A 20,899-nucleotide genomic window follows, 5' to 3' on the forward strand; every position below is an offset into this window, starting at 1 on the left:
ATGCCGACGCCGGCGACACCGGCGACTAGCGCATAAAAAAAGCTTCCGAAGCATCATAAAGAGACTTCGGAAGCTAATTTGTTTAGGAGACTATCGGTAAAAACCGTTAGAAGGTGTCCTAGTACATGTCGTGGTCGCCACCGTGGCCGCCTTTACCTTTGCCCTTAGGGGCATCGGCAACCAATGCATCGCTGGTCAGCAACAAGGTTGCAACACTAGCTGCGTTGGAGAGTGCGGTACGAGTCACTTTGGTTGGGTCGATGACGCCAGCCTTAACAAGGTCTTCGTAGGTGTCGGTCAAGGCGTTGTAGCCTTCGTTGTTTTTCATTGCGAGAACTTTTTCGCAAACCACGCCACCATCTTGGCCAGCATTTTCGCTGATCATGGTGACAGGTGCACGGCAAGCACGCAGGACGATGTTGTAACCAACAACTTCGTCGTCTTTCAACGATTCAGCGGCGGAAACGCTACTGCTGGCTCGCAACAAAGCGACACCACCACCAGGCAGGATACCTTCTTCGACAGCGGCACGGGTTGCGTGCAACGCATCTTCAACGCGAGCTTTACGCTCTTTCATTTCCGATTCGGTTGCGGCACCGACATTGACCTTGGCAACACCACCGGCCAATTTGGCCAGTCGTTCTTCCAATTTTTCTTTGTCGTAATCGCTGGAGCAGTTTTCGATTTCGCGGCGGATCTGATCGATCCGAGCCTTGATATCGGCTTTCTTTCCGCCACCTTCGATGATGGTCGTGTTGTCTTTGTCGATGATCACTTTCTTGGCACGACCAAGGTCGGCAAGGGTGACGCTTTCCAGTTTGGCACCAAGTGCTTCGAAGATCGCTTGTCCACCGGTCAGGATGGCAATGTCTTCCATCATGGCTTTGCGGCGATCGCCATAACCTGGAGCCTTAACGGCGACACAGGTGAAGGTTCCACGCAAGCGGTTGATAACCAAAGTTGCCAGTGCTTCGCCGTCGACATCTTCAGCGATGATCAACAGAGGCTTGCCCTGTTCAACAACTTTTTCCAGAAGAGGCACCATGTCTTTGATGTTGCTGATTTTCTTTTCGAAAACCAAGACATAAGCGTCTTCCAAAACCGCTTCCATGGAAGTGGTGTCGGTGACGAAGTAAGGCGAAAGGTATCCGCGATCGAACTGCATCCCTTCGACCCACTCTTGTTCGGTCTTCAGGCTCTTGCCTTCGTCGACGGTGATCACACCATCTTTGCCAACTTTTTCCATTGCATCGGCAAGCAATTCACCGATTTCGCGGTCATTGTTGCTGGCGATCGAAGCGACATTGGCCATTGCGGCTTTGTCTTTGACCTTGGTGGCCATCGAGTGCAATTTTTCGGTGATGTCCGCAACCGCGGCTTCGATCCCACTTTTCATCTGGATCGGATTAACACCGGCGACAACGGCTTTCAGACCTTCGTTGAAGATCGCTTCGGCCATCACGGTTGCGGTGGTGGTTCCGTCACCAGCGACGTCGCTGGTCCGGCTGGCCACTTCGCGAACCATACGAGCGCCCATGTTTTCATAGACATCTTCAAGTTCGATTTCTTTAGCGACTGTCACGCCGTCTTTTGTGACGGTTGGACTGCCAAAGCTCTTCTGCAAAATAACATTGCGACCCTTAGGTCCCAAAGTCACTTTGACGGCTCGAGCCAGCTGGCTGACGCCGCGGCGAATCGCTTCGCGGGCTTCTTGATCAAAAGCAATAATCTTTGCCATGGTTATCTATCTTGCTTGTTTTGTGAGGTTAGGAAAGGGAGGATTACTCAACAACTGCCAAGATGTCGTCTTCACGCATCAGCAGGTATTCAACGTCATCGATTTCCACAGTTTCACCGGCATAGCTAGTGAAGAGGACGCATTCGCCTTCTTTCAACTGGGGAGCCGAGCGAGTTCCGTCATCGAGCAATTTGCCTGTGCCAACAGCGACTACGGTCCCGCGAGCTGGCTTTTCCTGTGCCGAACCCGGCAACACGATCCCACCCGCGGTCTTCTCTAAGCCCTGGTCACGCTGCACGACGATCCGTTCGCCCATGGGTTGCAGCCGAATTTTGGTCTTTGCTTTCGTGGCTGTTGCCATCTCTATCTAGCCTCCGAGGGAATAAAAAAAGTGTTTGGAAAGGGGTGAATTCTATTTTTGTTCGTTCTATCGAAGTTTGACTGTGACAGCCAAACCTCTCCGACGTGCCACAGTAGCAAGCGGTGTGCCGAAAACCAAAAACCATCACGCAAGCCACACGTCAGAAAGGACTTACGAATTTTACAGGCATTTCACAAGGCATTTGACGGCCCCTCTTAAGCAACGCCGTCCCTTCCTTCCTGTCACAGTGGCACTCCGACATGCGGTACCATTCGGTTTCCTTTACAATCCAGGTCCCCACTCGCCGGCGTCCGGCCCCATCCTCCGGGTGGCCCCGCCAGCGTCTAAACCGTTCTCCCTAGCAAGGTGCATTCTCCATGATTTCACATCTATCGATTCCATTCCCCTATTTTGCCTCCATCCTTCTCGCCTGTGCAGTCGTCCAAGTTGGCGGAATCGCTCAGGCGGACGTTGTCGATGTCTGGTTCGGGACGACCACCGGCAAAACGGGCCCTAGCAAAGGGATCTATCACGCCAAATTCGATACCGACAATGGGCGGCTGACGGCTCCACAATTGGCAGCCGAAATCGACAGCCCCGGATTCTTGACGCTCCATCCCACACTGCCAATCCTGTACAGCGTTGGATCGGTCGACGGAGAAGCTTCCGTGGTTTCGTTTCAGATCGGAGACGATGCAAACGCCACGCTAACTCAATTAAATGCTCAGGCCGTCGGTGATGGCGGGGCTGCTCACCTTGCGGTCGATCACAAGGGGACCGCGTTGATCACGGCTCAGTACGGAGGCGGATCGACCGCCCTTTTCCCGTTGTCGGCAGACGGTTCGATTCAACCTCGCAGCCAGCTAGAAAAGCACCCCGCAGGCTCCGGTGTCGTTGCCAATCGTCAAGACAAAGCCCATGCCCACTGGACCGGGTTCTCGCCTGACAATCGCTTTGCGTTTGTACCCGATCTTGGTTTAGACCAAGTGGTTATCTGGAACTTTGAAACCGAGAATGGCAAACCAAAATTGACCAACCACGGCGCGGGCGTTTGCCCTCCCGGCAGTGGTCCCCGTCACATGAAATTTAGCCCCGACGGCGATATCGTCTATGTCCTGAACGAACTCTCGCTTACGGTCACGGTCTTTCAGTACGATCCAGCCGCAGGAACGATGACTGCCATCCAAACCATCCCAACACTAAGCGAAGCCCAGAAGGCGAAAGAGTCCTTCAACAGTGCCTCGGAAATCCGTGTCCATCCGACCGGCAAGTTTGTCTACGCAGCAAATCGCGGGCATGATTCGATCACCGTATTTTCGGTCGATCCTGAAACGAGCAAGCTGACTCTCGTCGAGCAGGAACCGATCCGAGGCGGATGGCCACGGAACTTCAACATCGATCCAAGCGGAAAATGGTTGATGGCTGCAGGCCGTGATAGCCATACCGCTTCGGTATTCGCAATCGATCCCGAAACGGGCGAACTTCAGTACAGTCGAATGATGCAAACGGTCCCAGCACCGATTTGCGTGCTGTTTCGATAAGCGAAACGGTATAGGGAAAAGCCGCCCGCAAAACTAGCGTTTGCGGGCGTTCGTTCGCGGACGATCGCCTACTGCGATCGTTTTAGCGCTTCCAACTTATCTTCGGCGATCAAGACCAACGGCTGGACTCCATCGTTGTCTCCGTACAGTTCTAGAATACTGTTCCAGATCTCTTTGGCCTCGAAGACTTCGTTCGCCTGCATCAGTTTGTCGGCTTCCGACAATCGTTGACGCAAAATTCGCTCGGCTTCACCGCTGCGGATCCCTTGCGATTCGATTTCGGCGATTTGCCGTCGAGCCAAATTGACATAGACGCGATGGTCCGGTTCGTTATCGAACAGGGTTACCAAAGAACGGTACTTATCGATTGCCGTTGAAGGGTCGCCAAATTGTTCGAATCGCTGAGCGTCTGCGTACCTTCGTTCGGCTTCGTTGCGTAGTTTCATACCGCGGCGAAGTTTTACCGACAGCGCGTGATCGGTTTCGACCATTTCAACTTGATCGATTTGATCTCTCGCCCAATCTGCATTTTCTCCGTCAGGAAACCTCCGCACCAGAGGTTCCAGACATTGCGATTTTGCTTGCCCCATGTTGATCCGTCCTCCTTCGGCCAACAATTTCTCAGCTCGCGCACGAAGCTGGCTTTCACTTGGTGGCCACAGGACCCAGCCGATAAACGTGCATAGCAGGACCAGCATCACACTCAAGAACCAAGCTCGTTCCCACAGCGGTGGCTTAGGAGCAACCGGCTCTCTCAATTCCAGTTCAGCCCGCCCCAAAAGCTCTCTAGCTTCCTTACTATCAGCCTGCACCTTTAGAGGGCTAAAGCCCGACGAGACGTGTTCAGCGACTCCGGTTCCTGCGGCGGAACGCCGGCGAACTTCGCGAATCGCCATCCTGACCGCGTCGGCTCCGTGCGGGCGATCAACCGGCTCTTTCTGTAGCAATTGCTCGACGACGGCACTTAAGAAGGTTGGGCAGTCGAAAACTTCCGTCGAGACATTGGGCGGAACTTGATGGACTGCATTTTCGGCCAGCTCTTCCGGAGTGCTGCCTGTGATCGGGTGCCGTCCGGTCAACGCATAAAACAGGATCCCACCGAGCGAATAAAGATCGCACTTCGGCGACATTGCCCCGGGATCCTGGATCAATTCGGGCGCCCGGTAGGCAAAATCTTCGATCGTCGGCGGGCGTTGGACTCGGAAAACCGAAGTCGCTCGCTCGGCTCGGAAATCAACGATCACTGGCGACAGTCCCGCCATGCGAATTTTGTCAGGCTCCAAACCACCGTGAACGACTCGTCGATCGTGGGCATAGGCCAACGCCTCGGTCAGCGGATCGGCCAAATCCAAAACCGCTTGCCAGGGTAGGGGACCTCGCGATTCGACCTGCTCACTTAGCGATTCGCCCTCGATCATTTCGTAGGCCAGATAGGCATCTTTGCCTTCAAAACCGCCCCCGTAGCAGCGGGCGATCGCCGGTTGCCTTAATTTTTTTAACGTTTCCCATTCGTTCATGAATTCCCGTTTGGTTTCGGGCGTCCCCCCAAAGGGGATGGAAAACATCTTTACGGCCACATTCCGCCGCTGCTCAATATGCACCGCGCGCCAGTATCCGCTGGTCCCGGAGGACTGCCCTAACGGAGATTCAAGAGCTAGAGGACCAAGACGAGAACGAGCCATAGAACGTGCAGTGCCGATTGGCGAAAGAAATCATACGAACGAACTATTGTGATCCACGGCGTCCGTATTTACCAATGCTAAGTTATGCGTCCCGCCGTACGTCCGCACAACTTTCTTCCGATTCCCAAATAACCACACGCTCTGCTCGAGCTCCGGTCCCCTCAAGGATTTGTTCGGAAGCCTCAAACAGCAGGTAGGTCGCCAAATTTTCGGCCGTTGGATTGTAGGGCAGTTTGAACAATCGATGAGGATTGGTTTGCTGGATCGCCGCGATCGCTTCGACGTCTTCGTCCCAAAGCAAGAAGGCGTGATCCCAGTGCTCGTCCAGCCACCCTTTGCAACGTGTTTTCAGCAGTTTGAAATCAATGACACGTCCGACCGAATCTTGTTGGTCGGCCGTCACGTAAAATTCGGCAACGTAGTTGTGGCCATGTAAATTGACACATTTGCCATCATGATTCAGCAACCGATGGCCGGCACAAAATGTCACCCGGCGCATGACAGTTAACGACATAAAAAAACCTTTTAGATGTAAAACATGGATTCTGCAGGCTCATCACAGCGAGTCGCCAAATCACTCAGGCGAGTCTTCGCAAGCTTGTCGCGAAAGGCATCGCTTGCCTCTTCCCAAATCGCTCGCAGAACTTGCGATTCACGCGTTGCGTCATCATCGCCTCCGCAGCCGCCATCGCCACATCCAATCTGCTGGACAATATCTAACAACGTAAGGCTTTCGGGCTCCACCAATAACCGATAGCCTCCCTGAGCACCACGTGTACTGGAAACCCAGCCCGCTCCCTTAAGCTGTTGCAGGATCTGCACCAAAAACGGCTGGGGAATCCCTTGCCGTTTTGTGATTTCACGCAGCGCGACCGGCTTCGAACGGTTGGCATGCGACGCCATGTCCAGCATCGCCAGACAACCGTAATGAACTCGAGCAGGAATTTGCATTCGTTATCTCCTCAAAGGATGCACCCACGACCCATTCACCGATCGTGGCGAACCGGGCTACGAAGTGTGCAGACCGCACTCGGTTTTCTGAAATCCACTCCAACGTCCTGCTCGCTCGTCTTCGCCAATCTGCACAACTCGTGTGCAGGGTTCGCAGCCGACGCTCGGGAACCCTTTATCGTGCAGTTCGTTGTAGGGAATGCTCTCTTTGCTGATCAAACTCCAAACGTCCTTCTTCGTCCAGTTCGCTAACGGACTGATCTTCACCAGCTGAAATTTACGATCCCAGCCAACGATCGGCGCCCGTGCCCTGTCGGGACTCTGGTCGCGGCGAATGGCACTCGCCCATGCATGCCACCCGCGAGCCGCTTTATGCAGCACACGAATCTTGCGGTCAAAGCAGCAACGGTTGGGATCGGTCTTATAAAGCGGACCACCATGTTGCTTTTCGTATTCTTCTACCGTCGTTTCAGGCAGCTTAAATTCGACTTCGATCCCGTAACGCTCTTTTACGCGTTCACGCAAAGCCAGGGTTTCGGCGAACTGATACCCGGTATCCAGATTGAAAATGGGCGTTTCCGGAGCGATCTCGGAAAGCATGTGGATGATCGTCATCCCCTCGGGCCCAAACGCAGTCGCCATGGTGAACTTGGGGGCGTAGCGATCGACCGCCCAACGCAAGATTTCCTGCGGGGTCGCTTTCTCTAACGATTCGCTTTCCTTGGCCAGCGAAGTCAAAAAGGCTTCATCGGGCACCAAAGGAGGATCGGCCGCCAAGGCACCTCGAGAGGCATCCTCCCCTGGATCGTCCGAGAAAACCTGCAGAGTGGGAGGCAAAGGCCCGTTAGGGGGCATCTGAGCCTTCACAGACGGCGGATCGGCCGAGACAGCTTGCGGCTGAGGTTTGGGAACCATCGCGCGATCTTTCCTGAGCGTTAAACCTGGACAGGATATTGCCTGTCCAATGAATCGAGTACGTACAAATCGGTGAAAAACTATCAAAGGCTCGTCGACTGACGAGCCTAAATAGTAGATACATGATCTAAATAGTCAAGTATCGGGATTTGTCCGCCTCAGGTTTAACAAAATCGCCTGGGACTATTTGGAGAGTAGTTCGCGGTACATATCGATCCCGGCGGGGCCAATCAGGACCACAAAAATCCCTGGAAAGATGAAAAGGACCAGCGGGAAGATCAGTTTCACGGCGGTTTTTGCAGCTTTCTCTTCCGCCATCTGGCGGCGTTTGGTTCGCATCGAATCACTTTGCACCCGCAGGGCCTGACCGATGCTACTGCCAAATTTATCGGCTTGGATCAGGATCGACGCGAGGGCTTTCAGGTCATCGACGCCACTTCGATAGCCGAGAGCCTGGAGCACTTCGGAGCGGGAGCGACCGTATTGAAGCTGAGCATTGGCGACCACAAATTCGTCGGCGATTTGGGGATACGATTTCTGTAGTTCTTCGGAAACCTTCCGCATCGCCTGGTCCAGTCCCAAACCGGCTTCGACGCAGACGACCATAAGGTCAAGTGCATCGGGAAGTCCCAGGAAGATGCTGTTCTTGCGACGTTTGATCAAGAAGGAAAGGATCAATTCAGGAATGAAGTACCCGATTCCGCCACCGATGATGGTTTTCGTGAGCAGTGCCATCGTCAACCCAGACGTCAACAAACCGAACACTCCACCGAAGAACAGCCCGACGCCGGCAAAGATCAGCTGTGCCCCTTTAAAGACGACCGGGGCAGCTTCCCTGCGGTACCCAGCGTGAAGCAATCGTTCCCGAAGCTTGCCAAGTTCTTTTTCGTTTTTCGGTTTCACCGAATTACCGAGAGGGGACGTTGCCCGTTCCAACACGGCGGTTAGAGCTTGCGCTTTCTTCTTGTCACGGTCTTCGGCACCATCGACCGTTTCAACCGTTCGCTTGCGTGGACTTCTCAGTTCATCCAAACGAGCTTCCGCACGCGGTTGACTTTCGCCGCTGACGCGTCCCAACAGCAAAAATGCGATTGCAGAGACGGCGACGAATAGAGCGACCGGCACGATCACGAAGACCAGCGAAGTTTCGGCAGCGAGTAACATGGCAACAGGTTCCATTTAACAATAAATTTGAGCAGTGATGATTTGGTGCGGCAAGCTTGCGATGCAGCCGTTTTGCGTCGTCTGTAAGATCCTAAACTTTGATCGTGACAATCTTTCGGATCACCAAGGCTCCGATGACCTGCGTCACGATTGCAACGACCAGCAGCTTTTGCCCGATCGGGTCATTAAATAGCTTCATGATGTATTCTTTGTTCATCCATAGCATTACGAAGAACAGCAGCGGAGGCATCGCCAGCAGCACGATTCCGCTCAAACGTCCTTCCCCGGTCAATGCTTGAACCTGTCCCAAAATCTGAATGCGTTCGCGGACAAGGTGTCCGATTTTGTCGAGGATTTCCGCAAGGTCGCCCCCGGTTTGTCGCTGTAGGATGACCGCGGTGGCAAAAAACCGAACGTCCATATTGGGGACTCGGTCGGCCATGTCATCGAGCGCTTCTTCCAACGGAATACCGAAGTTCTGTTCCTGGAAGACGCGTCCAAATTCAACGCTGATCGGTTCCGACATTTCCGAAGCAATCAACCCAAAACCAGCCGCCAACGAGTGCCCTGCGCGAAGCGACCTGCCGAGCAATTCCAAGGCTTCGGGAAGCTGGCGGCCAAGCAGCCCCAAGCGGCGAGCCCGAGCCATCTTCAGCCAAGCCATGGGAACCACGCCAAGTATCAGTCCGGCGAACGGAGCGAAGATGATTGGCAGTCCCGGTGTCAACGAAGCGATTATCACTCCGGCCCCGCAAGCTCCGGCACAAATTCCCATGAACTGCGGAGGAGTTAGGCGAATGTTGGCTTGTTCCAGATAGGTTCCCAGAGCTGGCACCGATCCGGTAATCACATGGGACCAGTGTTTCGAATCATCTAAACCCCCCGCCAACAACAGCGAAGGTTCGTCACCGGCGTCGGCGCCTCCCTTTGGCCGTCGACGCGCCAATTCCTGCAACCGATCTTCAGCCTGGGTACTATCGGACCCTGGCATAAAAGCGGTTACTGCGAACGCAACCAAAGAGGCACATCCGATACCGGCGGCGATGATTACAAGAATTGGAGTCATAACAGTTAGCCCAAACAGGAGCGTGTGGTTCAAAAGCGGTTAGATCAAAAGCGAAACAGCAGAGCCGTTCATTAAGCCTGCATGATGATTCGTTCGCGGAACGCACTGGCAGGCAAACGAACGCCAGCGGATTCCAATTTGTGCATGAAGGAAGGCCGAACTCCGGTGCATTCGAAGTGCCCGAACGCTTTGCCGTGTTCATCGACCCCTTCTTGCTTGTAGCGGTAGATGTCTTGCAACACGATCGTGTCCTGCTCCATCCCAACGACTTCGGTGATGGCCGTGACACGGCGGGGGCCACCCTGCAAACGGTTGGCCTGAATCAGGACGTCGACAGCTCCGGAGATCTGTTGGCGAATCGCCTTTCCGGGCATATCAAATCCGGCCATCATGACCAGCGTTTCCAGACGTGAAATTGCATCGCGAGGTGTATTGGCGTGAACCGTCGTCAACGAACCATCGTGACCGGTGTTCATAGCCTGCAACATGTCCAGGGTTTCGCCACCACGGCATTCCCCGATGATGATCCGTTCAGGACGCATACGCAGTGCATTGCTGACCAAGTCGGTTGCAGACACTCGCCCGTTTCCTTCAATGTTTGCTGGGCGAGTTTCCAAACGGACAACGTGGTCCTGTTGCAATTGAAGTTCCGCCGCGTCTTCGATCGTCACGATCCGGTCGGAGTGACTAATGAAGGAGGAAAGCGTGTTCAGGAGCGTGGTTTTACCGGAACCGGTACCGCCAGCGATGATCATGTTCAGCCGAGCCTTGATGCAGCCTTCCAGCAACATCACCATTTCAGGCGTGAAGGCTCGGTAGTTCAGCAGGTCTTCCAACTTCAGTGGATTGCTACCAAACCGCCGAATACTCATGCAGGCTCCATCCAAAGCCAACGGTGGAATGATCGCGTTCACACGACTTCCGTCGTCCAATCGAGCATCGACCATCGGGCAGGTCTCGTCGACTCGCCGACCGACTTTACTGACGATCCGGTCGATGATTTGCATCAGATGTTTGTTATCGCGGAATTCAACTTCCGTTTTCTCCATCTGGCCGCCTTTTTCGACGTAGATGTTTTTCGGACCGTTGATCAAAATATCGCTGATCTTAGGATCTTTTAGAAGCAGTTCCAAAGGTCCCAAGCCAAACGTCTCGTCAAGAACTTCCTCGACGATTCGGTCGCGTTCTTGGCGATTCAGCAGAGTCTCTTCGCTATCGCAAAGGTGCTCGACCACCATCTTGATTTCGCGTTTAAGGGTTTCCCCTTTCATGTCGCCAACCCGCGACAAATCAAGTTTGTCAACTAATTTACCGTGAATCCGACTCTTGATTTCTTCGAATTGAGCTTGGCGATTATTGTCGGCACTACGAGGCGTTTGAGTTGGAGTTCGCATAAGATCACAAGTTGGATGTGTATGGATTTTATCGATAACAATTGGATCCCGGGCGGTCCTTGGCCTGCTCTCAAAGGACTGTTCGGTATCGATCCACGGAAAGATAGGTCACAGATTTAGCGCTGTTGCAAAAAAACAACAAAACCCAACCAGCGACCGTTTTTGGGCATTCCCTACGGGCCGCGTTTTGCAGAACCATTCCCCCAATTCACTCATTTCCGTAGCGGAACGGAGCAAGCCCAATAGCATCTGCGGGCGGTATTTCTAGGCCCGAAGGGTCGACACAATCACTGCCGGGCATGAAGCCCCCGGAATGGGGAGAAGTGCCAGCAAAAAGGCCCGAAGGACGTGCGATTTATAAGTTGGCGGTTTTCGAGCGGATTGCAGTGGTGTGGCAAAAGACCAAAATCCCAACCCGCTGCGTCAGCGAGGGATAGCGGCCTGTTCTTTCCGTCCCTCGCCTACGCAGCAGGTTAGGGGCTTGGCTGCCGGCGACTCATTCGCAAGTTGTAAATTGCACGTGCCAAGGGCCGATACAAAAACAGAGGGGAATGCATCCAGATAACGCAACTTCAAAGCGCGTAAGCAAGGGATAGTAAGTACTGCACGCGATCCCTCGCTGACGCAGCGGGTTGGGATCTTTTGATGCATTGCCGCACTTCAGCAGCCTATTGGGAAACCGTCAGTAATACTCTTCACGTCACGAAGGGCTCGGCTACGTGCAAACGCAGGAAAGAAATGCATCTTTACCCGCAACTTGGGCAACTGCGGCGATAACGTGTCAGCCCACCGCCTGCTAATCGCGTCGTGAGACGGTCTCCACAGGAAGGGCAGAAATCGTCTTCGGTTTCGGGATCCGGCTTCGATAGGCAGGCCGCACATCGAACGGTGTCGGGAAAGATCTCCAGACGTTCGGGCATCAGCGTCTCGCGACAAACCTCACAACGACGGGCCTCCCCCCAGAATTCTGGATCCTCTTCTTCGACGACTTGCGACCGCAATTCCAGATCGGCGGAGCCACAGCCAGAACAAGAGAGCTGGGGCAGGCTGGTCACGAACAATTCCTGAACCAAATCCGGTTCGGGGTTCTTGGCCCGCCGCAGTTTCCCAAGAGCATGCAGAGTCCGCAATTTCTCGGAATAGCCGACCACCTTCTTATGTTGGCAGGCAGGGCAATGGATAGATTGGAGCAAACCGGACATGGCATCGATATAAAAAAATCCTAAGCCGCCCCCAAAATGGGAGCGGCCTAGGAATTGTACCAGTGCATCAAGACGGACAATATGTCTGCCTCGATGCACCGCAAAAATTTCACTGAGAAGCGACCTGCCGAGACGATTGACCCAGTAACCGTCGCCGCGAGGCCATTGTGCTTCTACCCAGGAGGAAGGCTAACAAACGATTCCCGCAAACCATTTGCTAACAGTGAAATTTCCAAAAGGTTCTGAATCTCTTGGGATATCGGAGAACTACCAAGTGGAATTCCGGGGTGTCAACCTGAAATTCTCGACAGAATGATTTTCGAACCGGCGGAAAAGACCGCGGTTACCTGTATTTCCTGCGGGCGACGGCTTCTCAGGTTATGGAAAAAGGATCGTTCGGTTCCCTGATCGGCCTGTTCTTGGCAGTTCCGTTCGGTGCCCCTCCGCTCCCTATCCCCCCTTGTCCGCTGGTTGACAGATACGGGGGAAAGCGGAATAAACTGGCATAACCAAGCGACCATTCTCAACCTTTTTACAGACCGAGTGCTTTGATGGCTGATTTCAAACTTAAAGGAAATCCTTTCCACACCTGTGGCGATCTACCTTCGGTAGGTGCTGACGCTCCTGCGTTCTCGCTCGCAAAAATCGACTTGAACGAAACGACTCTTGCAGACTATGCCGGCAAACGCGTCGTCCTAAACATCTTCCCCAGCATTGACACGCCTACCTGTGCGACCAGCGTTCAACGATTCAACGCGGAAGCCAACAGCTTGGACAACACGGTTGTGCTTTGCGTTTCCCGCGACCTTCCGTTTGCACAGAAGCGATTCTGTGGAGCCGAGGGCCTGGATAACGTGGTATCGGCTTCCGATTTCCGCAGTGGTGATTTTGGCCGCACCTACGGCGTTCAAATCGAAGACGGCCCGCTTGCTGGCCTGCTGGCACGGTCGGTTGTTGTGATCGACGAAAACGGAAAAGTCGTCCACTCGCAACTGGTCGAAGAAACCGCTGACGAACCAAACTACGACGCCGCTTTGGCAACGCTTCGCTAGTCGCTAATTGCGATGGCAAAATGGCTCTCCGCCCGACAGCTTCGGTTGTCGGGCTTTTTGATGCGCAACACGTAAATCAAACGGATGAGACCAACGCCGTGGGCCGGTCACTGACGGACGGTGGCACTAATCACGTGGCAAACGTGTGCCGCAGCGATGGCAAAATATGGCTCGCTTCAATTGCACATTCTCTTCGCAGGCAGGGCAGGTTATGTCTCCGATTTCCCCCCGCGATGCAGACTGCGCATCCGTACAATCAGCGGACTTTTTGATCTGCTTGCGGGTCTCATTGAATTCAGCGCTAACAAAACCGGTCGGGACAATGATCAGACTGTATCCCAGCAGGATCAGTGCCGCACTAATGATCTTTCCGACGGTCGTCTCAGGTACGATGTCTCCGTAGCCAACGGTGGTCATCGTGACAATCGCCCAGTACATCGACTGCGGAATCGAATCGAATTTCGAATCGACCACCGCATCGGGATGGGTCTTCTGATATGGCGAATTCTCCACCTGATACATCAACGCGCCACTAATGGTTACAGCAACCATCACCACCGAAAGGAAGACAACGATCTTGCCTCGCGACCGCCAAATAACCTCCCCGAGGACATCGGCTTCGCTCATCAATCGCCACAGTTTCATGATCCTAAAGACCCGCAGCAAACGGACAGAGCGGAGAATCACAAAAGCGTTCTGACGCATGGCCCCCAGTCCCACCAGCAGCGATGGAAGGAAACTTAGCAGATCGATCACGCCCCAAAAACTGAAGACGTATCGCAGCGGGCGACGGGTGCAATACAGACGCAGGACGTATTCGATCCCGAAGAGGATGGCAAAACCGATTTCACAGCGAAGGTACATGGCAACCTGCGCCTCGTCGTCGCGGACCGATGGCAGGGTCTCAAAAGCAACCACCGCGATACTACCGACGATCGCAAGCAACAAGATGATGTCGAACATTCGCCCCCAGTACGACTCGGCGCCAAAGATGATGTCATACATCGACTGACGGAGCCCCGGTTCAAGGGGTCGTTGGCGTTCCGGAGCGACTCGCCCTCGCCGCTTTAGTTTCACTTTCGACATCGGTAACTCTTTGCAAAAACGTCTTCGGACTGGACGACGGTGTCGTCCTCCCACCAAAACTGGAGCCGTCTGGTGAGCCTGGATTCCTTCCCAGGCAACGGATGGCAGCCGAGCGGTTCCAATCGAATAGCCGGATTGTGGTCGGTCCGTTAGTAAAAGCTTAGAATAGCGTTTCCGTGGTCTTCGGAAACCGTGAAGAGGGGCAAGATGACACCACCAGCAGAAAACCGAGGCAGGGAGGGACCGTCGGCGAAGCCATTCAAGCGTGCGGATTGCTCAGGTCGACGTCCGTTTTTCAAGACGCCCGAACTTCATGCGATCGTCTGCTCACGACTTGGTCGCGACCTCCGTCAACGGAGCGAAACCTTCGCATTTCTACGCGTCGCGGTGCAGCAGGCTCGGTTCGCAGGCAGAGTGCTTTTAGTCGCTGACGGAACCGCCGCGGCGCCTTGGGTACGACGAGCCGCCCAGCTGTTTGACGTTCCCACCGCCGAACTGACGGATCGATCCCGTAGGAAACCAGCATCCCAGTCCGTCGATTCCGAGCTGATTGAACGCGCTGACCGGGTCAGCGCCATCTGGGTGCGGAAAAAGGGGTTGATCGCAGACGCCCTTCGCAGCCGCTTGAGAAAACGTCGCGACGATTCGACCTGGGTCGCGGTATGTGCGGACCCGAATTCCGACGCGGCCGACCTGATCCAGTCAGGGGCCATCGGGTGGTATCGCCCTCACGCCCCCTCCGTTGACCCTGCTAGAGGAAAACCCGGAAACCGTTGTACAGAAACGGAAACAGAAACAGGAGCAAAAAATTCTCAATCATCGCCCTCGGCCGATTGGTCCGAGTACCTGGTTCACTGCACACGAGCCCAAACGGGGCAGATCGCTGGTCAGTCGAAACAACAGTTCCAGGATGAACTGATCCTTGGCGGGGTGGCCGCAAACCCGATCAGCCCGTTTGATGCTCTGCTTTCGATCCTGAGTAGCGGCTGGCTGTATGCGGGCGCCAGGTTGTCATGCCAGCGTTTCCCTGTGGTCTGTTGGTCCGCGGTCCCGCTGCCACAGCTGCTCAAACGGCGAACGTTTCGCTCGGCCGTGGGACGCTGGGATTATCAGCCGTATGGGTTCGCAATCCACCGCAGGGTTTGCAGTCGACTAGGTGTCCAGCCCGTGGTCTATGGCCTACCCAAGGAACGCGGGCGTTTACCAAGCGACCAACATTGGCGGTTTCAGGCTCTCGGAAACGGCGTCAACTGGCAAGAAGAACGCGAATGGCGTTGCCGAGGGAGCTTCGATTTGCAACAGATATCACCGCACGACGGGTTCGCCTTTGTTCCGCACGCCTGGCAAAAAGAATCTATCCGTGAAATTTCCAGGTGGCCGGTCCATGTCATCGACGGATGCCCCCACACCGACAAATCGGTACAATAGCTCTCGTAGCACGCGATTTAGTCAATTTGATACCGGAGATAGTTTGTGAGTACGGTTGCCGATTCGGATACCCTACACCCGCTTGCCCCCTACAAGTCGTTAGAAAATGACACGCTTCGCGACCGAATCGAAGCGGTACGCAAGGAATTGGGAGAGCGACTGTTGATTTTGGGGCACCACTATCAGCAGGACGAAGTGATCGCACACTGCGACCTCCGGGGCGACAGTTATCAGCTAAGCCAAATGGCGTCTGCCAGTGAAAAATGCGAGCAAATTGTATTTTGCGGCGTTCACTTTATGGCCGAAACAGCCGACATCCTGGCCAATCGTCCAGAACGTTTGAAGAGTCGCGACCAACGCCGTGTCCCTGTGATCCTGCCTGACCTGGCAGCGGGCTGCTCGATGGCTGACATGGCCGCGATCAATCAGGTCGACGCCGCCTGGGAAGACATGGGCGAAGTGATCGACACCAGCGAAGTCATCCCGGTAACCTACATCAACAGCGCCGCCAGCCTAAAAGCATTTTGCGGGCGGAACGGCGGAATTGTTTGCACAAGCAGCAATGCCAAAGCGGTTCTGGAATGGGCTTTTGAACGAGGCAAGCGAGTCTTCTTTTTCCCGGATCAACACCTCGGACGAAACACTGCCCTGAAAATGGGAATCGATGTCGAGCAGATGCCGGTTTGGGATCCGTACGCGATGGAACTTGGTGGGATCACCGAATCCGCCCTCGAAAATAGCCGAGTCATCCTCTGGAAAGGGCACTGCAGCGTCCACCAGATGTTCCGCCCAGAACATGTTCATCAATTTCGGGAGCAACATCCTGGTATTCAAATCTTGGTGCACCCCGAATGCCCGCGCGAAGTCAACGATTTGGCCGACATATCGGGAAGCACCGGGGCGATCATCCAAGCGGTGAAATCCAGCCCCGCGGGAACGAAATGGGCGATTGGTACTGAATTGCATCTGGTCAATCGCCTGAAGGCGGAGCATCCGGAACAGGAGATTCATTTTCTCTCGCCGGTGCTTTGCATGTGTGCCACGATGTACCGAATCGACCTAGCCCACTTGGCTTGGTGCCTGGAAAATCTCCGCGACGGGCATCCGGTCAATGTTATCTCAGTCGATGACGATACGAGTGCCTGGAGTCTAGTGGCCCTGGAACGGATGCTTGCCGTCAAGTAACCTGTTCGCTTTCGATCGTTCATTTAACATGGAAAGCGACTGTGGAAATCTGGCCAGCAATTGACCTGCGTCGCGGCCGCTGCGTGCGACTGCAACAGGGCGACTACGACCGAGAGACTGTATTCGGAGACGATCCAGCCGCGATCGCCAAACAATGGGTCGATGCGGGAGCAAAACGTCTCCACTTGGTCGACCTGGATGCAGCTCGAGGCGACGATCCCTCCCAAAATTTGGCGGCCGTCCGCTCCATCATCGAATCGATCGACGTCCCTTGCCAATTAGGCGGTGGCGTCCGAGACGAGGATACGATCGAAACGCTACTAGCGTTGGGATTGGCCCGTCTGGTGGTCGGCAGTGCAGCTCTAAAGCAGCCCGCTTGGTTCGCCGAAATGTGCGATGCCCATCCGGGGAAACTGGCTGCCGGTATCGACGCACGCAACGGAATGGTCGCAACCGACGGTTGGCTGGAAACAAGTTCCACCCCCGCGATCACGCTAGCCCAGGACCTCCGCGCACGCACCCAGAATATCGCGGCGGTTATCTATACCGACATCGCCAAAGACGGCATGCTGCAAGGTCCTAACCTTGAGGGGCTGATCGAAATGGCGAACGCAACCGACATCCCGTTGGTAGCCAGTGGCGGAGTGACCACCATGGCCGATGTCCAAGCTTTGGTAGACGCAGAAATGCCAGCAGCCATCATCGGCAGAGCCCTCTACGACGGGCACCTCGATCTGGCAGCCGTTCTAGAACTAGCCAACGATTAATCGCACCAGTCGTATGGACATGCGAGTAAGGCTACCTGCAAAACAAAGCATCTGCAGTGAGCCCGCAATCTAGCGCAGGAACTTTTATAGCCCGGAGGGCGGCAGATACTTGCCGTTGTCGTAAGCCAACGGAAACCTAGCGTGCGTGCCCACGAAAGCCCAGCGGGCGACAGACAATGGTGGTTTTCTGTCGCCCGCTGGGCTTTCCTTTTCGCAATCCCCACTCCGGCGGCTCGCACCGCCGGCAAGTATCTGCCGCCCTCCGGGCTACCTGTTCACTCGGCCCCATGTAGACACGACGCGAAAGAATCCACCCCGGATCTCGACTGACATTCACCAATGCCGTGTCGGTCTGCAGCGCGACCATTTCTCCGCAACATGCGCAGGCACCGCGCCGAAGGAAAGGGGTCAGGAGCCGTTTAGGTTCACACCGCGAAAAAACGTCCTTAGTGCAGTGCTTTGAGCCCGGAGGGCGGCAGATACTTGCCGTTGGCGTAAGCCAACGGAAACCAAGCGTGTGAGCGCATGAAAGCCCAGCGGGCGACAGACAACGGTGGTTTTCTGTCGCCCGCTGGGCTTTCCTTTTCACGTTACCCACTCCGGCGGTTCGCACCGCCGGCAAGTATCTGCCGCCCTCCGGGCTACCTGTTCACGCGGACCTATGTAGACGCGACACGAAAGAATCCGCCCCGAATCTCGACTGACATTCACCAATGCCGTATCGGTCTGCAAAGCGACCATTTCTCCGCCACATGCGCAGGCACCGCGAAAACCTCGATGCTGCGAAAATCGCGTACCGCTTACGTCGTATACAGCGAATTGAAATCGACGTAAGCATTGGTCAAATCGCTTGCCCAAAATTCGGCTTCGCCGGAGCCACTCCCGACGGTCAGATCAAGCTTGACCGACTTGGAATCTTTCATCGCTTTGCTGAGCGCCGCAGCATCGAATTTCAGAGGTTGGCCGGCTTCAAAAACGGCTTGCCCGAGGATGCTTAAACAGGTTTTGTTCACTTCAATTTTAGGACCCGCGTATCCAGCGGCTGAAACGATTCGTCCCCAATTCGGATCGCCACCGGTGATCGCTGTTTTGACCAGCGGACTTGCACAGACGACTCGAGCAATCTGTTCCGCGTCGTCCGTCGATTGGGCTCCGCGAACGCTTAAGTGCATGATCCGCAACGCTCCTTCGCCGTCAGCAGGCAACTGCTTGGCCAGCTGAATACAAAGGGATTCCAATGCGGCTTGAAATGCAGCGAAGTCGTCACCGGACAAAGTCTCTGCTTCGTTGGCTGCCAACAAAACGACCGTATCGTTTGTGCTGGTGTGCCCGTCGACGCTGACTCGATTGAAACTCCGGTCGCAGGCGACCGAAAGCGACTGCTGGGCATCCGCGGTCGTCAACGGTGCATCGGTGGTGATCGTCGCCAACATGGTAGCCATGTTGGGAGCGATCATTCCCGCTCCCTTCGCCATTCCGACGATCCGATAACGATGCGTCCCGATCTTAAAATCGACCGCGGCAACTTTCCGCCCTTGGTCCGTCGTCAGAATCGCGTCGGCGGCGGCCTGAAAACCGTCCGCGCCGTGACTCAGCACGTCCCCAGCTGCGGTGACTCCGCTTTGAATCTTTGCCATCGGCATCGGATGCCCGATAATCCCGGTACTCATGACGAGTACCGATTGAACGTCAGCGTCGATCGCATCGGCGGCCCACTGGGTCATCTGAGCCGCGTCGCGATCTCCTTGTTCGCCGGTACAAGCGTTGGCGTTACCACTGTTAATCACAACCGCACGCACGTTCGCCGAAGGCGTCCGCGAGCGACTGAGGACCACCGGTGCGGCCACCACTTGGTTGGTTGTGTAAACCGCTGCGGCGACCGCCGGACGATCCGAAACAATCAATGCAAGATCGGGACGACCGCTCTTCTTAATGCCACAGGTCACCCCGGCATATCGATAGCCAGTCGGCAAATCATCTGCTTGTACCGCGGTACTCATCTCAGCTATCAACACAGGTTTCGAGGAATCGAGCCAATCGATGGAAGTCACTCTTCGGATCAATAAAGCGAACTTTGGTGACCAATGTCTGAGGATCGATCAATTCGGTAAACGGAACGAACTTCAGATCGAACTGCCGTTCCACCGAAACCATCACCCCGTTCAATTTTTCTTCAACCAAAGCACGGTAAGCTCCGACTCCCAACTGGGCTCCAAGGATCACGTCAAACGCGATCGGAGGTGCACAACGTGATTCGTACCCCATCTGCAAACCGTTGACCTTGCGGTTCCGACCGGTTCGTTCGGTGTATCGTTTGGAAAGCAACGCCGCAATCATCTGCCCAAGGTTTAGGGAAGAGATATTGATATGACCGTGGTCGTCGCGATCGATACCATCCAGGTGAGTGGAAGGCAGGAATTCTGCCAACCCTTCAGCGATCACGATTGTGCCATATTCACGACCTTCACGTTCACGGGCCAGCATCATGTCGACCATACGATCGATAACACGATCCATAGCCATGACTTTACGAGTTTCGCCGGTTTCGGCGTTGACGACTTCTTCTTTGGCCAACGCTCCGGTAACGTCTTCGACGCTTAATACCATGCTTGCTTCACCAGCGATCGCAGCACCGTATGCCAACCAACCGGCACTACGTCCCATCGCTTCACAGATGAAGTACGACCGGCCTGCCGAAGCGTCAAAGTTAAGATTGCGAATTTCTTCGGCGAGGGTTTCGACCGCGGTGAAATAACCGAACGTGAAATCGATTCCCGTGTAATCGTTATCGATGGTTTTTGGCAGGTGAACGATTGGGAACCGGCGAGCCGATTCAGGCAAATTGTCCTGGAACAATTTCAGTTTGTTAGCCGTTTTCAGCGTGTCGTCTCCGCCGATCGAAATCAGTGCATCGACTTCCAAAGAGCAAAGCCCTTCGTAGACGCGGCGAAGCGGTGCAACCAATTCGGGATCTTCAAGATGTTCGGGACTGCTAACGTGTTTCCCGGGGTTGGTACGGGCCGTGCCGATCATAATTCCACGACTGGTCCGCGAATGGGTCAGTGTTTCGTGGGTAAATCGCAGGTAATCCGCTCCCTCTTGCAAAGGCCCCGCAGCGGTGTACTCGGCCAAGCGACTGTAACCGTGCTTGATGCCAAAAACCTGAGCACCTTCCTCTAGAAACGAGAACGCTGCGGTCGAGATAACCGCATTGGCTCCTGGTGCCGGCCCGCCTGCGAAAAGAATGGCGACTCGTCGAATATCTAGATTGTGTTTGTCTGCCATAATTCTCAAAACCCTTATTTTGTATTCTCAAGTTAAACCAGATCAGCCGTGGCCGTTTTGCCTCTTTCCCTTGGGATTCCCG

18 protein-coding genes are annotated in these 20,899 nt (G+C 54.8%); 5 read left to right on the top strand and 13 right to left on the bottom strand.

What is annotated here, in order from left to right; all coding sequences use genetic code 11:
- Positions 1-118 precede the first annotated feature (118 nt).
- Positions 119-1,738, bottom strand: a complete 1,620-nt coding sequence (groL, locus tag FF011L_RS13730) for a chaperonin GroEL (RefSeq protein WP_145352191.1) — start codon at positions 1,736-1,738, stop codon at positions 119-121.
- Positions 1,739-1,781: 43 nt separating this feature from the next.
- The gene (locus tag FF011L_RS13735) at positions 1,782-2,099 is read right to left on the bottom strand and encodes a co-chaperone GroES (RefSeq protein WP_145352192.1); all 318 of its coding nucleotides are present in this window, start codon (positions 2,097-2,099) and stop codon (positions 1,782-1,784) included.
- Positions 2,100-2,476: 377 nt separating this feature from the next.
- Between FF011L_RS13735 and FF011L_RS13740 the strand changes: the two genes are divergently transcribed.
- A complete protein-coding gene (locus tag FF011L_RS13740) occupies positions 2,477-3,640 on the top strand; it encodes a lactonase family protein (protein WP_145352193.1) in 1,164 nt (387 codons plus the stop codon).
- A 68-nt stretch (positions 3,641-3,708) separates the two neighbouring features.
- On the opposite strand, the gene FF011L_RS13745 is transcribed toward FF011L_RS13740, so the two are convergent.
- From FF011L_RS13745 to FF011L_RS13780, 8 genes are all read right to left on the bottom strand, one after another.
- On the bottom strand, positions 3,709-5,322 hold the full coding sequence (locus FF011L_RS13745) for a serine/threonine protein kinase (protein WP_145352194.1): 1,614 nt from the start codon (positions 5,320-5,322) through the stop codon (positions 3,709-3,711).
- Positions 5,323-5,404: 82 nt separating this feature from the next.
- Positions 5,405-5,836 (bottom strand): 6-pyruvoyl trahydropterin synthase family protein, encoded by a 432-nt coding sequence (locus FF011L_RS13750; RefSeq protein ID WP_145352195.1) that lies wholly within the window; start codon positions 5,834-5,836, stop codon positions 5,405-5,407.
- Between the two features lie 11 nt (positions 5,837-5,847).
- Positions 5,848-6,273: an RrF2 family transcriptional regulator gene (locus FF011L_RS13755; RefSeq protein ID WP_145352196.1), complete on the bottom strand. Its 426-nt coding sequence runs from the start codon at positions 6,271-6,273 to the stop codon at positions 5,848-5,850.
- A gap of 57 nt (positions 6,274-6,330) precedes the next feature.
- On the bottom strand, positions 6,331-7,188 hold the full coding sequence (locus tag FF011L_RS13760; protein ID WP_246109402.1) for a phosphoadenylyl-sulfate reductase: 858 nt from the start codon (positions 7,186-7,188) through the stop codon (positions 6,331-6,333).
- A gap of 183 nt (positions 7,189-7,371) precedes the next feature.
- On the bottom strand, positions 7,372-8,352 hold the full coding sequence (locus tag FF011L_RS13765; RefSeq protein ID WP_246109403.1) for a type II secretion system F family protein: 981 nt from the start codon (positions 8,350-8,352) through the stop codon (positions 7,372-7,374).
- A 91-nt stretch (positions 8,353-8,443) separates the two neighbouring features.
- Positions 8,444-9,418 (bottom strand): type II secretion system F family protein, encoded by a 975-nt coding sequence (locus FF011L_RS13770; protein ID WP_145352198.1) that lies wholly within the window; start codon positions 9,416-9,418, stop codon positions 8,444-8,446.
- A 71-nt stretch (positions 9,419-9,489) separates the two neighbouring features.
- Positions 9,490-10,812 (bottom strand): CpaF family protein, encoded by a 1,323-nt coding sequence (locus FF011L_RS13775; RefSeq protein WP_145352199.1) that lies wholly within the window; start codon positions 10,810-10,812, stop codon positions 9,490-9,492.
- A gap of 746 nt (positions 10,813-11,558) precedes the next feature.
- Positions 11,559-12,014, bottom strand: a complete 456-nt coding sequence (locus FF011L_RS13780; protein ID WP_145352200.1) for a TraR/DksA C4-type zinc finger protein — start codon at positions 12,012-12,014, stop codon at positions 11,559-11,561.
- Positions 12,015-12,565: 551 nt separating this feature from the next.
- On the opposite strand from FF011L_RS13780, the gene tpx reads away from it, so the two are divergent.
- Entirely contained in the window at positions 12,566-13,066 is a 501-nt protein-coding gene (gene tpx / locus FF011L_RS13785) for a thiol peroxidase (RefSeq protein ID WP_145352201.1), read from the top strand.
- A 126-nt stretch (positions 13,067-13,192) separates the two neighbouring features.
- Here the strand turns inward: tpx and FF011L_RS13790 are convergent, their stop codons facing one another.
- On the bottom strand, positions 13,193-14,152 hold the full coding sequence (locus FF011L_RS13790; protein WP_145352202.1) for an ion transporter: 960 nt from the start codon (positions 14,150-14,152) through the stop codon (positions 13,193-13,195).
- Between the two features lie 207 nt (positions 14,153-14,359).
- Here FF011L_RS13790 and FF011L_RS13795 point away from each other — a divergent pair, with 207 nt between their 5' ends.
- Genes FF011L_RS13795 through hisA form a run of 3 tightly spaced genes read left to right on the top strand, consistent with a single transcriptional unit; the run spans position 14,360 to position 17,532 of the window.
- Positions 14,360-15,580, top strand: coding sequence for a hypothetical protein (locus FF011L_RS13795; protein ID WP_145352203.1), 1,221 nt, complete (start codon positions 14,360-14,362; stop codon positions 15,578-15,580).
- A gap of 45 nt (positions 15,581-15,625) precedes the next feature.
- Positions 15,626-16,765: a quinolinate synthase NadA gene (nadA, locus tag FF011L_RS13800; protein ID WP_145352204.1), complete on the top strand. Its 1,140-nt coding sequence runs from the start codon at positions 15,626-15,628 to the stop codon at positions 16,763-16,765.
- Positions 16,766-16,806: 41 nt separating this feature from the next.
- Complete coding sequence (gene hisA, locus FF011L_RS13805) at positions 16,807-17,532, top strand: 1-(5-phosphoribosyl)-5-[(5-phosphoribosylamino)methylideneamino]imidazole-4-carboxamide isomerase (protein ID WP_145352205.1); 726 nt, start codon at positions 16,807-16,809, stop codon at positions 17,530-17,532.
- A gap of 800 nt (positions 17,533-18,332) precedes the next feature.
- Here hisA and argJ read toward each other — a convergent pair.
- Together argJ and FF011L_RS13815 are read right to left on the bottom strand one after the other, a co-directional pair.
- A complete protein-coding gene (gene argJ, locus FF011L_RS13810) occupies positions 18,333-19,532 on the bottom strand; it encodes a bifunctional glutamate N-acetyltransferase/amino-acid acetyltransferase ArgJ (RefSeq protein ID WP_145352206.1) in 1,200 nt (399 codons plus the stop codon).
- 1 nt (position 19,533) lies between these two features.
- Positions 19,534-20,817, bottom strand: a complete 1,284-nt coding sequence (locus FF011L_RS13815) for a 6-phosphofructokinase (protein ID WP_145352207.1) — start codon at positions 20,815-20,817, stop codon at positions 19,534-19,536.
- Positions 20,818-20,899 lie beyond the last annotated feature (82 nt).

Origin of the sequence: Roseimaritima multifibrata, from assembly GCF_007741495.1 — a bacterium.
Classification (GTDB): domain Bacteria; phylum Planctomycetota; class Planctomycetia; order Pirellulales; family Pirellulaceae; genus Roseimaritima; species Roseimaritima multifibrata.